This window comes from Accumulibacter sp. (assembly GCF_036625275.1).
Taxonomy (GTDB): Bacteria; Pseudomonadota; Gammaproteobacteria; order Burkholderiales; family Rhodocyclaceae; genus Accumulibacter.
In genome coordinates this window covers 15,679-30,212 of record NZ_JAZKUD010000017.1, presented here as the reverse complement: position 1 = coordinate 30,212, position 14,534 = coordinate 15,679, and the positions used below count along the sequence as shown (strand labels likewise).

Sequence of the window (14,534 nt, the reverse complement as noted above, 5' to 3'; positions counted from 1 at the left end):
TGGCGGCGCGAATGGAAGAGTGCGGCATACCGCCGCCGAAGGCGCAATCCACCCGGAAACGCTCAGGCACAAGGACCGTTCGTGAATTGAACTCTGGAGAGCGGCGCTCGCGTCTGGCAAAGCGCCCACCGATGGGGCAGGCTGCCACTCACCGATGCACGGTGGCAGCCGGACAATCTCTCAGGTACATGGACAGGGGGGTGAACTCGATACGAGTTCGCCCCTTTTTTTTCGCCATGCCCTTCAATCAATCTGAGCAATCACGGAATACGATGAAGAAAACGGTTCTCAACGAAAATCACCGCCGCAGCGGTGCAAGAATGGTTGATTTTGGCGGTTGGGAGATGCCTCTCCACTACGGTTCACAAATCGAGGAACACCACGCCGTCCGCCGTGATGCCGGCGTATTTGACGTTTCGCACATGTGCGCCGTCGATGTCGAGGGCCCTGATGCCGGCGTTTTCCTGCGGCGTCTGATCGCCAACAACGTCGACCGCCTGAAGATCCCCGGCAAGGCCCTGTACAGCGCCATGCTCAACGAAACCGGCGGGGTCATCGACGACCTGATCGCCTACTTCATCGACGCCGACCGTTTCCGTGTCGTGATCAACGCCGGCACTGCCGAGAAGGATCTCGCATGGATGCATGCTCGCCTCGGTGACTGGCAGTTGGCGACCACTCTCACGCCGCGTCGGGAGGGCAGCTGCGCGCTGGCGATGCTTGCCGTCCAGGGACCGAACGCCCACCAGCGGGTTTGGCAGGTGCTGCCGGAATGCCGCACAGCCTGTGCCGCCCTGAAACCGTTCTTTGCCACCAGCGTCGGCGACTATTTCATCGCCCGCACCGGCTATACCGGAGAAGACGGCTACGAGATCACCCTCCCCGCCGAGCAGGCCGAGAGTCTCTGGAACCTGCTCGCCGAGGCCGGTGTCCGGCCGTGTGGTCTGGGTGCCCGCGACACGCTGCGCCTCGAAGCCGGCATGAATCTCTACGGCCAGGACATGGACGAAACCGTTTCACCGCTCGACGCCGGCCTGGCCTGGACAGTCGACCTCGTCTCTGCACGCGACTTCGTCGGCAAGGCTGCCCTCCTCGCAAGGCCGCAGCAATATCAGTTTCTTGGCCTCGTGCTGCTCGACCGCGGTGTGCTGCGAGCCCACCAGAAGGTTCATACGGCGCACGGTGACGGTGAAATCACCAGTGGCAGTTTCTCCCCGACGATGCAGCAATCGATCGCCCTGGCCCGCATGCCGCTTGCCGTGGCGATCGCTGACACGGTTCAGGTCGCGGTTCGCGATAAACTGCTCAGCGCCCGGATAGTCAAACCCTGTTTCGTCAGGAATGGCAATATTCTGATTTGATTGCTGATCGCTCACAGCAAGACTTCAACCCTCATCAGGAGAACAGATGAACATCCCCGCCGACCTCAAGTACACCAGAAGTCATGAATGGATCCGCAGCGAAGCCGACGGCACCATCAGCGTCGGCATTACCGAGCATGCACAGGAACTGCTCGGCGACCTGGTATTCATCGAATTGCCCATGGTCGGCAGCGATCTCGCTGCCGGACAGGAAGCTGCGGTCGTTGAATCGGTCAAGGCAGCCGCCGACGTCTACGCGCCGCTGGCGGGAACCATCGTCGACGTCAACCAGGCGGCGGTAGACGCCCCCGAAACGGTCAATCAGGACGCCTACGCGGTCTGGCTGTTCCGGATGCGGCCGGCGGCGGCCAGCAACGTCGAAGCCCTGCTCGATGCCGCTGCCTACCAGCAGATCGTCGACGCCACTTAGGCCCAGGACCGCTACCCCATGGACAGCCTTTCTCTTTCCCCGACGCTCGCAGCACTCGGACAGCGCGACGACTTCATCAGCCGCCACATTGGCCCCAGTGCGAGCGACATCGCCACCATGCTAGCCAGCATCGGTGTCAGCAGCATGGAACAGTTCGTCGAGCAGATCATCCCGGCGACGATCCGGCTGGCAGAGCCGCTGGCGCTCGCCGAACCGCGCCCGGAAAGCGAAGCGCTGGCAGCCCTGCGCGCCATTGCCCGTGGTAATCGCGTGCAACATTCGCTGATCGGCATGGGCTACGCCGACACGCTGACTCCGGCGGTGGTGCTGCGCAACGTGCTCGAGAACCCGGGTTGGTACACCGCCTACACGCCCTACCAGGCAGAAGTCGCGCAGGGACGCCTTGAAGCACTACTCAACTACCAGCAGATGGTGATCGACCTCACCGGCCTCGAACTCGCCAACGCCTCCTTGCTCGACGAAGCGACCGCGGCTGCCGAGGCCATGAGCATGACTCGCCGGGCCAGCAAGTCGAAATCGAACCTCTTCTTTGTTGACGCGGCCTGCTTCCCGCAGACCATCGATGTACTGCAGACGCGCGCCCACTTCTTTGGCTTTGAACTGGTCTTTGGTCCGCCGGACGAGGCGGCGCAACAGGAAGTCTTCGGGGCGCTGTTTCAATACCCGAACGACCACGGTGAAGTCAGCGACCTGCGTGGCCCGATTGCTGCCGTCAAATCGCGTGGAGGCCTCGTTGCCGTCGCCTCCGACCTGATGGCCCTGGTACTTCTTCGCTCACCGGGCGAAATGGGTGCCGACATCGCCCTCGGTTCGTCACAGCGATTCGGGATCCCGCTCGGATTCGGCGGCCCGCACGCTGCTTTCTTTGCAACCAGGGACGAATACAAGCGTGCAGTGGCTGGCCGGATCATCGGGGTCTCCGTTGACGCCCGTGGCCGGCGAGCGCTGCGGATGGCGCTGCAGACCCGCGAACAACACATCCGCCGCGAAAAGGCCAACTCGAACATCTGCACGGCCCAAGTTCTGCTCGCCAACATGGCCGGCATGTACGCGGTCTATCATGGTCCGGATCGCCTGCGGAGCATCGCCGCGCGCATCCATCGCCTCGCCGCCATCCTCGCCGAAGGACTGCGGCGTGCCGGGATCAGCGTTCTCACCAGGCACTTCTTTGATACCCTGCGCGTCGACCTGGGCAGCCGGGCGCTGCTTGTCTACAAGGTCGCCAGCGAACAGGGTTACAACCTGCGCCAGATTTCCCCAGGCATCCTCGGCATCGCCATCAACGAAAAAACCTCGGCGACGGACATCGCCAGGCTGATCAAGCTGATGACCGGCGTCAACGCCGACCTCAAGCCTTTCGACGAGCAACTGCGACAGGCCGACCCGTCCTTGCCGGCAAACCTGCTGCGCCAGGACGCGATCCTCACGCATCCGGTCTTCAACACCTACCATACCGAACACGCGATGCTGCGCTACCTCAAAAAGCTGCAGAACCGGGATCTGGGGCTCGATCACTCGATGATCCCGCTCGGGTCCTGCACCATGAAGCTCAACGCCAGCAGCGAGATGATCCCGGTCAGTTGGCCGGAATTCGCCGACCTCCACCCCTTCGCCCCGCTCGATCAGGCGCAGGGTTACCTGCAGATGATCGGCGAGCTGGAATCCTGGCTCAAGGCGATCACCGGTTTCGACGCCATCTGCATGCAGCCGAACTCGGGAGCGCAGGGCGAATACGCCGGCCTGGTCGCCATTGCACGTTATCACGCCAGCCGTGGCGAAACCCAGCGCAAAGTCTGCCTGATCCCGAAATCGGCGCACGGCACCAATCCCGCCACCGCACAGATGTGTGGCATGCGTGTGCTGGTGGTCGATTGCGACGATGCCGGCAACATCGACGTCGCCGACCTTGCGGCCAAGGCGGCGCAGAACGCGGCCAACCTGGCCTGCCTGATGATCACCTACCCGTCGACGCATGGCGTCTTCGAGGAAGCGGTCAAGAACATCTGCGCGATTGTTCATGAACATGGCGGCCAGGTGTACATGGATGGCGCCAACCTCAACGCGCAGGTCGGCCTGACCTCGCCGGCACGGATCGGCGCCGATGTCAGCCACATGAATCTGCACAAGACTTTTTGCATCCCGCATGGCGGCGGCGGACCGGGAATGGGACCGATCGGTCTGAAAGCGCATCTCGCGCCCTTCATGGCCAACCACCGTGTGCAGCCGGTCAGCGGCCCGCACACGGGCCAGGGAGCGGTCGCCGCGGCCCCTTGGGGATCGGCCTCGATCCTGCCGATTGCGTGGATGTATATCGCCATGATGGGCGGCCGCGGCCTGACCCGCGCCACCGAGGTGGCCATCCTCAACGCCAATTACATCGCCAGCCGCCTGCAGGCACACTACCCGGTTCTGTATACCGGCAGAAATGGACGGGTGGCACACGAATGCATCCTCGACATCCGCCCACTCAAGGCAATGACCGGGATCTCCGAGATCGACATCGCCAAGCGGCTGATGGATTATGGCTTTCACGCCCCGACAGTCAGCTTCCCGGTCGCCGGGACGATGATGGTCGAGCCGACCGAATCCGAAACCAAAGCCGAACTCGACCGCTTCATCGCCGCAATGGTCAGCATCCGCAACGAGATCCGCCAGGTCGAACAGGGCCACTGGCCAGCCGATGACAATCCGCTGAAGCATGCACCCCATACCCAGGCCGACCTCGTAGACAGCCACTGGAACCGGCCGTACAGCCGCCAGGAGGCCGTTTTCCCGCTGCCCGAGGTGGCTGAAAACAAATTCTGGCCGAGCGTCAATCGCGTCGACGACGTTTATGGCGACCGTCACCTGTTCTGTGCCTGTGTACCGGTCGACGAGATCGTCGAGCACGCCAACCTTCCAAAGACATGAGCATGCAAATCCCTTTCCATGAGTTCAGCGCCGAGCGCCTTGCAGGAGGCAGCCAGTCAATGGCCGACTATGCCGGCAAGGTTCTGCTGATCGTCAATACCGCCAGCCATTGTGGCTTCACACCACAGTATGCCGCTCTCGAAGCGCTTTACCAGCGCTATCGGGAACGCGGCCTGGTGGTTCTTGGTTTTCCCTGCAACCAGTTTGGATCGCAGGAACCTGGAGAAGCCGAAGAAATTGCCAGTTTCTGCCAAAAGAACTATGGCGTCAGCTTCCCGATGTTCGCCAAGATCGAGGTCAACGGCAACGAGGCCCACCCGCTCTACCAGTATCTGAAGAAGGCCGCACCCGGCCTGCTTGGCAGTGAAGGAATCAAGTGGAACTTCACCAAATTTCTGGTCGATCGCCAGGGAGAAGTGGTCGAACGCTATGCGCCGGCAACCGCCCCGGAATCCATCGCCAGAGACATCGAGAAACTGCTATGAAGCCTGGAGGGATACAGCATCACGATGGTCGACGGTGGCAGCGAGGATTGCCGAGACCTCGCCAGGCGTGGACCGATGCCCGCGCCTGACTTCAGCGCCATGCTGCGCTGGCCGAACGTGCCGGCCTGCTACGGCTGGCTGTCACTGGACCGGCGTGGCCACTGGCGGCTACGCGGCGAAGTGCTTGGCCATGCCGGCCTCAATGACTTCCTGAACCGCCAGTACGCGCATGAGGAGGACGGCCGCTACTTTGTACAGAACGGCCCGCAACGGGTGTTTGTCGAGTTGGAATACACGCCGTGGGTGCTCCGCCTGGTTGCTTCAAACCGCCTTGAGACACATACTGGCGAGAAGGTCAGCGAGATTCGTGGCGCCACCCTCGACGACGAAGGCAATCTGCTGATCGAGATCCCCGAGGGAATCGCCCTGCTCTGCGACCGTGATCTGCCTGCCCTGCGTGACTGCCTGCGCTTGCCGGATGGCCAGTCCGCCGACGATACGAGCGTACTCGAAATCATTGCGCGGCCAGTTCCTGGCCTGACCGTGCTGACCCTCGACTGGGCGGGCCAGCATGTGCCGGTGGTCTCGATACGTCGATCCGAGGTGCCCGGACGCTATGGCTTCGTTCCCTCGCCACAAGCGGCGATGGAGTGAGCAGCGACTGCCAGAGTCCTGGATGGGATGGACTATTGATTCATGTTGGCGAATAATTGCACGCTGTCAACCCACTGCAGGTCCGACGTTCCTGTGTCGGAACGTTTTTAGCCGAGGTTTGTGATGCGCTACCAGGTTTTCGTGGAAGAAGAGGAAGGCTCCGACACCGGAGGGGATCTGGGCAACTTCGATCGACTGGAAGAGGTCTGGGCATTCATCCAAAGCCGTCTGCCCACCGGAGTATTCAGTGATCGCCGCCTGGTTTGGGTGAAGGATCGGGAAGCCGACGGCGACGTTTCCTTTTCCATGACCAGCGCGCTATGGGCTGAGCACTGCGAGACACCGCTGGCCTTTGCCCGCTGCTTCAAGATGTTTCTTGCCTTTAAACACCAGTAGACCTGCACCGGGCTCAATGAGTCCGCCACGCCCGGCTACCCATCTCGCGGTCCTGCTGACGACGCGGGTCGCTCGGGAATCGCTATCGGCTGACCGGTGTCTGCCGGCGCTGCGAACTCTCAAATCAGTTTGTCGATCCCGGAGTACGCTTTGCTAGCCAGAGAAACCACGCCCAGCGCGATCGTCAGGTATCTCGATCAGTACGTCATCGGCCAGGATCAAGCCAAGAAGATTCTGGCCGTAGCCGTCTACTCGCATTACCGGAAAATCGCCACCTTCGCCCACGACCAAAGATCATTCGCCAAAAGCAATGTGCTTCTCGTCGGACCTTCAGGAACCGGCAAGACCCTGCTCTGCGACACCCTGTCGAGGATGCTCGATGTACCGTTCGTGACCGCCGACGCGACTTCGCTGGCGCAGACCAAGTATGTCAATGAAGAAATCGAGGCGGCCTTGCAACGGCTGCTCGAGAAGGCCGACGGAAACGTCGAGAATGCCCAGCACGGGATCATCTTCATCGATGAAATCGACAAGCTGAAAACGGCACCCGCCGAATCACGGGCCACTTCAGGCGAGAGCGTGCAGCACGCATTGTTGAAAATCATGGAAGGTTCGCCGGTCAAACTGAAGAACGATCAGTACATCGACACCAGCAATGTCCTCTTCATCTGCGGTGGGGCCTTCGTCGGTCTCGAAAAGATCATGTCCAAGACGCATGGTTTCGGGTTCATCGCCACCTCGACCGACGACAACCAGAACATCCTCGATCGGCTGAACCAGCGGGTGAAACCGACCGACCTGTTCGAGTTCGGGCTGATTCCCGAATTCACCGGCCGCCTGCCGGTGATCGCCAACCTGCACCCGCTGACCAAGGCGATGCTGGTGAGCATCATGAGCGTGCCGAAGAACTCGATCTACCGGCAGTACATCGAGATCTTCCGGGGCGAAGGTGTCGAGTTGAGCATCGGCCAACGGGTCTTCGAGCAGATTGCCGAAATCGCCATCGAATACAGGACCGGCGCGCGCAGCCTGCGCGGCATCTTCGAGGAACTGATCACGCCGATTCTCTACGTCGTGCCGGATAAACCCGAAATCTGCAAGGTTGAAATCAGGTCACTCTTCGAAGATGCCCGTTATTTCAGACGAAAGTAAGCACGACAGCCGGCCAGTGCTTGCCGGCCGGCGCACAGCGGTGATTCCCGGGTCGCGACTGTGGCCCCGTTGCTGGCGAGTTCTGAAGCTCGTGGTGTTCGGCGTGCTCGCTTTCTATCTGATCGAACTCATGGGAATCAGCATGTTCCAGGATAATCTGCTCTACTACCCGGATCGGGCCAGGGTTGAGGAAATGGTTTCGAGCGGGCTCTCACCCTGGCCAACGGATCAGGACTTCCGCGGCCTGCTGGCTGAACCCCAAACGCCGGCGCGTGCCACGGCCATTGTTTTTCATGGCAACGCAGGCCATGCCGGGGATCGTCAGTTCTACGCTGACGTGCTCGGCCAGCTCGGTCTGCGCGTCATCCTCGCCGAATACCCGGCTTACGGACCGCGCACCGGCGAACTCGGCGAGAAGAGCCTGGTTGCCGACGCCCAACAGACGATTGCGCTGGTGCATGCTCGTTACCGGGAGCCGCTGCTGATCATCGGGGAATCGCTGGGGGCCGGGGTCGCGGCGGCAGCCAGCACGGGTCAGCGCGAGAGGATCGCCGGCCTGCTGCTGATCACGCCCTGGGACCGGCTTGAACACGTCGCCAGCCACCACTATCCCTTGCTGCCGGTGAAGTGGCTGTTGCGTGACCGCTACGACAGCGTGACCCATTTGGCGACGTTCGGCCGGCCGGTACTGGTGGCCATTGCCGAGCACGACACGATCATTCCGGCACGCTTCGGCAAGGCGCTCTACGATTCGCTCGCCGAGCCCAAGCGCCTGTCGGTCATCGCCGGGACCGACCACAACGACTGGTTCTTCCGCCTCGACGACGCCTGGTGGCGACAGGCGATCGACTTCCTGCTCCCAGGAGCCCGCTGATCGAAGCACTCACCGTGTTTTCCTCGCAGCCATCTGCTCGTGCATTTCGCCTTGGTCGATGGCAGCCATCCGATCCCCGCATTCGTTTGCCCAGGCTTTCTCCCATGCGGGCACGACCAGGCTCACCAGATCAAGTAAAGGATCCAGGAGTTCTGCACATTCGCGGGGGAGGTAATGCTTTTGCCTGTTCCAGCAAGCTGGCCACCTGTGTATTCATGGCTTGGAGACGCGGCCTTCGCTGTGCGCGCCCTCGCCAAAGCAACGCGCCAGGATCACGCTGCGGCGGCGTCTCGCCGCCAGCGCGTCGGGAAGGCGGCCCTGCGACTGGTACAGCCCCGCCAGCCAAGGCTCGTCGCAGTATGGGTATGCTCGCGCCCGAAGGCCACTTCGGCTTCCTTGAGCACGGCTTCGCAGCGCGCCGTCGCGCTACGGTAGTCGCCCTTGCCATAGGCCGCCTGGCCGGCCTGCATGTCCGCCTTCCACTCGGCTTCGCCCGCCACGGCGGCCGAGCCGCCGCAGGCCAGCCACAGGAACAAAACCGACCACCACACAACGCTCGGTCTCATCCAGATCCCTTGCGAGTCATCCTGTCTGACTACCTGCCAGGAAAATCATAGACCGCGATACGCGAATAGCAATCCCTGCCGCCAGGGTCTGCAGGTTGGAGTGAGGTACAAACCCCAATCCTGGGTCACCTCAACCTACGGTTCCTCAGCCTACGGCACGAGTTGCATGCCGTTTTCCTCACACCATTCCCGCAGTGCCGCCTCGGTTGCCTTTGTCTCGTAGTCGTACCAGGCTTGCAGACAAGCTTTCCGTTCGAGGAAATCCTTGAAGCGCGCATACGCGCCGCGACGGTGGAAGAATGCGGCGATGATGTCCGACGATTCGGGGAGAACTTCGTCCGCGAAGCGCCGAACCAAGTCTTTCCCGAGGTCGAGGTCGTACTTGTGTGGGACGGCGACGTACAGCGAGGCGTCGTCGATGTCCTCGGGCAGTTCGTCTTCGAGGTCGTGACTGGACGAAACCCAGTGCATGCGTCCCGTCAGGCGCGAGACGAAAGCGGAGTTCTCGGATGGGGCGGCGGCGCTGACCCACTCGAAGGCGGAGAGGAGATCGTCGTAACGGATGCGGGTACGAGATTTCGGTTCGGCATGCGGTGAACTAGTCATGATCTGTCAGCGCCTTTCTCTGGCCGCCATCTGCTCGTGCAAGGTCCGCTTTGCCGGCTTGAGCGGCGTGCGGCTGACCGTCCAGCCGGACTGCAGCGGCGGCGTCAGCGCGCGGAAACGCGTCGCCAGCCAGCCGAAAGCACGATACAGCGCCGGGCGAGTATACAGCGCCGCCCAGCCTGACCAGACGGCATCCATCAGTCCGCTCTTTGCTGCGCCCTGGCCGAGCATGGGCGTGTGCCCGGGAGGTACGTCGTGCTGTGCTTCCGCCCGCAAACGAATCAGCAGATCGGGAATCGGAATCTTGACCGGGCAGACCTCGCCGCAGGCACCGCAGAGGCTCGAAGCGGTCGGCAGGACATGGGTGGCCGCCAGGCCCAGCAGGTGCGGCGAGAGGATTTCGCCGATCGGACCGGGATAGGTGGTGCCGTAAGCGTGGCCACCAATGCGGGTATACACCGGGCAGTGATTCATGCAAGCGCCGCAACGGATGCACTGCAGCGTCGAGCGTAACTGCTCGTCGCGGTACGCCTGGGTGCGGCCATTGTCGACCAGCACCAGGTGCATTTCGCGCGGCCCATCCTTTTCACCCGGTTTGCGCGGGCCGCTGATCAGATTGAAATAGGTGGTGATCGCCTGCCCGGTCGCCGAGCGCGTCAACAGCCCAAACAACGGCGGCACGTGTTCGAGTTTCTCGACGACTTTTTCGATGCCGGTAATGGCGATATGCACGTCGGGAACGGTGGTGCACATGCGGCCGTTGCCCTCGTTCTCGACCAGGCACAGGGTGCCGGTTTCGGCGACGGCGAAGTTCACGCCCGAAAGGCCGATCTCGGCAGTCATGAACTTCTCGCGCAGGACGGCGCGGCCGATACCGATCAGTTCATCGACCGAATCGGTGTAAGTGGCGCCCGGCACTTTTGCAGCGAACAGGCGGGCGATCTCTTCCTTTGTCTTGTGGATCGCCGGCATGATGATGTGCGAGGGTTTTTCGCCATCCAGCTGGACGATGTATTCGCCCATGTCGCTCTCAAGGGCCTCCATGCCGGCATCGGCCATCGCGTGATTGAGCTCGATCTCTTCGCTGACCATCGACTTGCCCTTGACCATCAGCTTCGTCGAATGTCGCCGGGCGATGTCGATGATGATCCGGTTGGCCTGCTCTGCGTTCTCGGCCCAATGCACCTGCACACCGTTCTCGGTCAGCTTGCGCTCGAGTTGTTCGAGCAAGTCGGGCAGCCGCGCCAGGCTGTACTTGCGAATGTGTTCGGCAAGCGCGCGTTGGCGTTCGAGCAGAGCGGCGTCGGGGAATTGCGCTGCGCGTTTGCCGATCAGAAAGTCCATGGCGCCGCGGAAGCTGCGGCGCAGATGCTCGTTGGCGACCGCCGTCGCGGCACGCTGCTTGAATTCGCTGGCGGGAACGAACTGTAGTGGCGTCGCGTTCATTGCAGATCCTCCTTTTCGCCCTCTTCGAGCAGCAACAGGACGATCAATTCTTTCGGGCCATGCGCACCATAAGCGAGCGTCACCTGGATGTCGGCGGTCTTCGACGGGCCCGAGACGAGCAGCGCATTGGTCGGCAGGTGCTCACTCCAGCCCTGATCGGTCATGGCCGCGAAAAGATTGTCGTAAAGCTGCCGTGCATCCAGCAGCGCAAAATGGATCGGTGGCACCAGCGACATCAGGCGCGGTTCGCTGGCGTCCGGCCAGATGATCAGCGTGCCGGTCTCGGCGATGCCGCCGCGCGTCGAGGTCAGGCTGGCGTCGGTATTCTCGAAGAGATCCCTTTTCCACCCCTCGACCGGTCGGTCATAAGGTTTCAGCCCGCCGATCCCGGCGGCCTGCAGCACCGTTGCATGCGGCTCGGCGTGCAGCAGCGAACGGACTCCTTTGGCCGCGCAGAGTTCGCGCAGCTTTTGCGGCCAGTTGGCGTGCGTCGCCGGCACCACTTCGCCGTGCCAGAAAGCCATCTTCTCGCAGAACAGTTTGATACGCGCGGCGTGACTGCTGGCCGGCTGCTCAGCGTCACTGGCGGCGTGAAAGGCATGCACATCGGGCGGCAGAGGGGTGATGCCCGGTGCTGCCGCGCACAGGCGTTGCAGGATACGGTCGCGCGCGCTCATCGCTGCCCCCTTTCGCCAGCGCTGCGTTGCCACAGGAAAGAGGCCAGATGCTGGCCCTGCAAGCTGTCCCCACGTTTCTGCAGGGTGTGGTTGAGGTTGAGCATGCAGCCACAGTCTGCGGACACGAAGGTCTGGGCACCGGTTTCCTGGATGGCATCGACCTTGTCGCTGGCCATCGCCGACGAGATCGCCGGGTGTTTGAGCGAGAAGGTGCCACCGAAACCACAACATTCGGATTCGTGTTCATGCAGGGCAACCTCGACTCCCGGCAATTGACCCAGCAGTGCGCGCGCATGCAGGTGCGTGCCCATCTCTCGGCGGGCGGCGCAGGAGGTATGTAACGCCACGCGCGCGGGGGCGCCCTGATCGATCAGCCGGATCTTGACGACATGCAGAAGAAACTCGGAGAGTTCGAAAATCCGCTCGGCCAGTGCCCTGGCCTCGGACAGGAGACGCGCATCGTCAGCGAAGATCTTGGGGTAATGGTGACGCATCATGCCGGCGCAGGAACCGGAAGGAACGATCACCGGCCACGCTTCGGGAAACAGGCGCAACTGCGACAGCGCCACCGCACGGGTCTGCTCGGGAAAGCCGCTGCTGTGTGCCGGTTGCCCACAGCAGGTCTGGTCAGCAGGAAAATGGACTTCGATTCCCTCGCGTTCAAGCAGGCGAACCGTATCGATGCCGGCCTCCGGACAGAAAAGATCGACCAGACAAGTCCCAAAAAGATAGACCCTGGCCGGTTTTTCGGGGTATTGGCGGCTGCCTGTTTCTTCCATGGTGGACTCCTCTCGTCGCGTCAGGGAAAAGTGGTAAGACCAATTTTTCGCACTCTAAGACGGCCCGTGCGTTTTGTCAATCTCCGCGCAGCTCTCGGCGCCGGAGAATCGCCCAACGAAGCCTGTCTGGCCGATCGGCCGCCCTGACCGGGATCACTGGTCAGACCACTGAATTCCTGCCATAATCCCGGGCAGACCCTCCCTATCGACCGACCTGCATGGGCTACAGCAAGCTCAACCTGCCACGCATCCCCGACACCATCGCCCACCAACTCGAGACGCGCATTCTGGAGGGCTCGCTGAAACCGGGCGACCGCCTGCCGGCCGAACGCGAACTGGCGGTGGAACTGGGAGTCTCCCGCCCGTCACTGCGGGAAGCGATCAAGCAACTGGTCTCGCGCGAGCTGCTGGTCAGTCGCCACGGCGGCGGCACCTACGTCACCGACCGGCTCGACACCAGTTTCATGGATCCCTGGCAACAATTGATCGATCAGCACCCGTCGCTGCAGGATGACATGCTCGAGTTCCGCCATTTGCTCGAGGCGTCGGCAGCCGAGCTGGCCGCACAGCGGGCCACCGACGCGGACCTGCAACGTCTCGATGCAGCTTACGCCCGCCTTGACGCCGCCTATCTGGGCGCAGACCGGAGTGCGCAGGTCGCTGCCGATGTCGCTTTTCATCTGACGGTTGCCGAGTCAGCACACAATGCCTTGTACGGACACCTTCTGGCCAGCGTCCTGCGCCTGCTGCACGAACATGTCCGGCGCAGCCTCCGGGAGATGGCGGTCAACCCCGACACCGGGCGGCAACTGATGGAGCAGCATCAGGCCATTCACCATGCGATCGTCGAGCGCAGACCCGAGGCCGCGCGGCTGGCTGCGCAAACCCATATCCACTATGTCCGGCAACGCCTCGGCGAGCGTTGATCAACCCCGTTGGTCACTACCCGGGTACCCGCTCCGGGGAGTGCGGCTGGGTTTCAAGCGAAGCGTGGCTGGGAAACGTGCCCTTGGACAGGTTGGTGGCTTTGCTTGGTGCGCCCGCGTGCGCCAGACGGTGGCGAGCGTGGGTTGGCGGCTTCGCCTTCGGTGAGAATCTCGTCATAGAGTACCCGGACATGGGCGCTACGTTCCCGTGACAGCGGCCCACCGGCGGCCGTCACTTCATGACTTGGTGGAAGACGGAAAGCATGCCTCCCAGGGCGACGAATTTGATATCGATTCTCATATCGGCACTCCGTTGTGCGTTGTGAAATGGCGCTCCTATGTGCCGTTGAGTAGTGCCGGAGCGAGAAGCACAGAGGTGTCCGCTCCAGGGGCGGGTCGGGCGGCATCAGGCACCGGATTGCAGGGTTGCGAGCATGGCGGCGGAAGTGAGGCTGTCACCGCGCTTCTCCAACTCGGTGGCAGCAGTGGAGCGGTCTCTTTCTTCCTTGTTCTGGCTAAGTTTCCACTTGCCGACAATTTTTTCGATCCTGATTTCGATTCCAACGACGGCTGCAATCATCTGGTCGATGTAGTCTTTCGAGGAGTCGCTCATCTTCCAAGGCCGGTTCTGTCCGGAGCGCGTCTCATGAGTTCGGGTCAGCCGTGCAACTACGGCTCGCACAAATTTCTCGTCATCGCGGATGTTGATCTTTCCGTGGACGTGGACGGCTTGATAGTTCCAGGTGGGAACCTGCTTGTGGAACTCCTGTTTGCTGGGGTACCAGTTCGGAGAAATGTAGGCACTGGCTGCTCGGAAGATGACTAGCGCTTCGTCTCCGTCACTCGCTTCTTGCCACAGGCTGTTAGCCCTTGCCACGTGGGCGAGCAGCACAGGTTGACCATTCGCTTCGCTCAATTCGAAGGGAAGGTGATTGGCGTCGAGGCCATTGGCCCCGTTCAGAACCAGGATTCCGAGGGGATACTCACGGATTACGCGATGTAGCGCTTCCGGTCGGTTTTCTGCGAAGTGTTTGGGTACATACATTGCCTTGGGGCCTCAACGAGTTTCCAAACCGGCCAGGCCGGAACCCAAAAGGGTGGAATAACGGGGCAAACCTGCTTCGTTGCCGACAGCTTTGGCGCCACATTCATCCGCCCCCCGAATTGACGATGATTGATGCGTGAAACTATACTTGCGCCGATTCTCCCCAGAGACAAAACGGATTGATACGACGTACTGAAGCACCCGTT

Annotated in this window: 15 protein-coding genes and 2 riboswitches; of the genes, 9 read left to right on the top strand and 6 right to left on the bottom strand. The window is 61.9% G+C overall.

The features are described from left to right. Window positions 1-2 precede the first annotated feature (2 nt). Window positions 3-88: riboswitch (glycine riboswitch) on the top strand. 3 nt (window positions 89-91) lie between these two features. Then, a riboswitch (glycine riboswitch) is annotated at window positions 92-198 on the top strand. 74 nt (window positions 199-272) lie between these two features. From gcvT to V5B39_RS08445, 8 genes are all read left to right on the top strand, one after another. Continuing rightward, a complete protein-coding gene (gene gcvT, locus V5B39_RS08480) occupies window positions 273-1,361 on the top strand; it encodes a glycine cleavage system aminomethyltransferase GcvT (protein ID WP_332342458.1) in 1,089 nt (362 codons plus the stop codon). Between the two features lie 46 nt (window positions 1,362-1,407). After that, window positions 1,408-1,791 carry a glycine cleavage system protein GcvH gene (gcvH, locus tag V5B39_RS08475; RefSeq protein ID WP_332342457.1) on the top strand — a complete coding sequence of 128 codons (384 nt, stop codon included), beginning with the start codon at window positions 1,408-1,410 and terminating at the stop codon, window positions 1,789-1,791. A gap of 18 nt (window positions 1,792-1,809) precedes the next feature. Next, complete coding sequence (gcvP, locus tag V5B39_RS08470; RefSeq protein WP_332342456.1) at window positions 1,810-4,722, top strand: aminomethyl-transferring glycine dehydrogenase; 2,913 nt, start codon at window positions 1,810-1,812, stop codon at window positions 4,720-4,722. A gap of 2 nt (window positions 4,723-4,724) precedes the next feature. Next, window positions 4,725-5,207 carry a glutathione peroxidase gene (locus tag V5B39_RS08465; protein WP_332342455.1) on the top strand — a complete coding sequence of 161 codons (483 nt, stop codon included), beginning with the start codon at window positions 4,725-4,727 and terminating at the stop codon, window positions 5,205-5,207. Between the two features lie 75 nt (window positions 5,208-5,282). Beyond that, window positions 5,283-5,861 (top strand): DUF2946 family protein, encoded by a 579-nt coding sequence (locus V5B39_RS08460; RefSeq protein ID WP_332342454.1) that lies wholly within the window; start codon window positions 5,283-5,285, stop codon window positions 5,859-5,861. Between the two features lie 141 nt (window positions 5,862-6,002). Continuing rightward, complete coding sequence (locus tag V5B39_RS08455) at window positions 6,003-6,257, top strand: hypothetical protein (protein ID WP_332342453.1); 255 nt, start codon at window positions 6,003-6,005, stop codon at window positions 6,255-6,257. A gap of 150 nt (window positions 6,258-6,407) precedes the next feature. After that, on the top strand, window positions 6,408-7,409 hold the full coding sequence (gene clpX / locus V5B39_RS08450) for an ATP-dependent Clp protease ATP-binding subunit ClpX (protein ID WP_332342452.1): 1,002 nt from the start codon (window positions 6,408-6,410) through the stop codon (window positions 7,407-7,409). A gap of 130 nt (window positions 7,410-7,539) precedes the next feature. Next, window positions 7,540-8,283, top strand: a complete 744-nt coding sequence (locus V5B39_RS08445; RefSeq protein ID WP_332342489.1) for an alpha/beta hydrolase — start codon at window positions 7,540-7,542, stop codon at window positions 8,281-8,283. A gap of 272 nt (window positions 8,284-8,555) precedes the next feature. Here the strand turns inward: V5B39_RS08445 and V5B39_RS08440 are convergent, their stop codons facing one another. The 5 genes from V5B39_RS08440 to V5B39_RS08420 form a co-directional block, all read right to left on the bottom strand. Then, window positions 8,556-8,849 (bottom strand): hypothetical protein, encoded by a 294-nt coding sequence (locus V5B39_RS08440; protein WP_332342451.1) that lies wholly within the window; start codon window positions 8,847-8,849, stop codon window positions 8,556-8,558. A 150-nt stretch (window positions 8,850-8,999) separates the two neighbouring features. Next, window positions 9,000-9,455 (bottom strand): hypothetical protein, encoded by a 456-nt coding sequence (locus V5B39_RS08435; protein WP_332342450.1) that lies wholly within the window; start codon window positions 9,453-9,455, stop codon window positions 9,000-9,002. A 6-nt stretch (window positions 9,456-9,461) separates the two neighbouring features. Beyond that, window positions 9,462-10,901, bottom strand: coding sequence for a LutB/LldF family L-lactate oxidation iron-sulfur protein (locus V5B39_RS08430; protein ID WP_332342449.1), 1,440 nt, complete (start codon window positions 10,899-10,901; stop codon window positions 9,462-9,464). Continuing rightward, window positions 10,898-11,578 (bottom strand): LutC/YkgG family protein, encoded by a 681-nt coding sequence (locus V5B39_RS08425; RefSeq protein WP_332342448.1) that lies wholly within the window; start codon window positions 11,576-11,578, stop codon window positions 10,898-10,900. The genes V5B39_RS08430 and V5B39_RS08425 overlap by 4 nt, the downstream gene beginning before the upstream one ends. Further along, window positions 11,575-12,357 (bottom strand): (Fe-S)-binding protein, encoded by a 783-nt coding sequence (locus V5B39_RS08420; RefSeq protein WP_332342447.1) that lies wholly within the window; start codon window positions 12,355-12,357, stop codon window positions 11,575-11,577. The genes V5B39_RS08425 and V5B39_RS08420 overlap by 4 nt, the downstream gene beginning before the upstream one ends. Window positions 12,358-12,575: 218 nt before the next feature. Between V5B39_RS08420 and V5B39_RS08415 the strand changes: the two genes are divergently transcribed. Continuing rightward, a complete protein-coding gene (locus V5B39_RS08415; protein ID WP_332342446.1) occupies window positions 12,576-13,283 on the top strand; it encodes an FCD domain-containing protein in 708 nt (235 codons plus the stop codon). 406 nt (window positions 13,284-13,689) lie between these two features. Here V5B39_RS08415 and V5B39_RS08410 read toward each other — a convergent pair whose 3' ends face one another. Next, the gene (locus V5B39_RS08410) at window positions 13,690-14,328 is read right to left on the bottom strand and encodes an FMN-binding negative transcriptional regulator (protein ID WP_332342445.1); all 639 of its coding nucleotides are present in this window, start codon (window positions 14,326-14,328) and stop codon (window positions 13,690-13,692) included. Window positions 14,329-14,534: the final 206 nt, after the last annotated feature.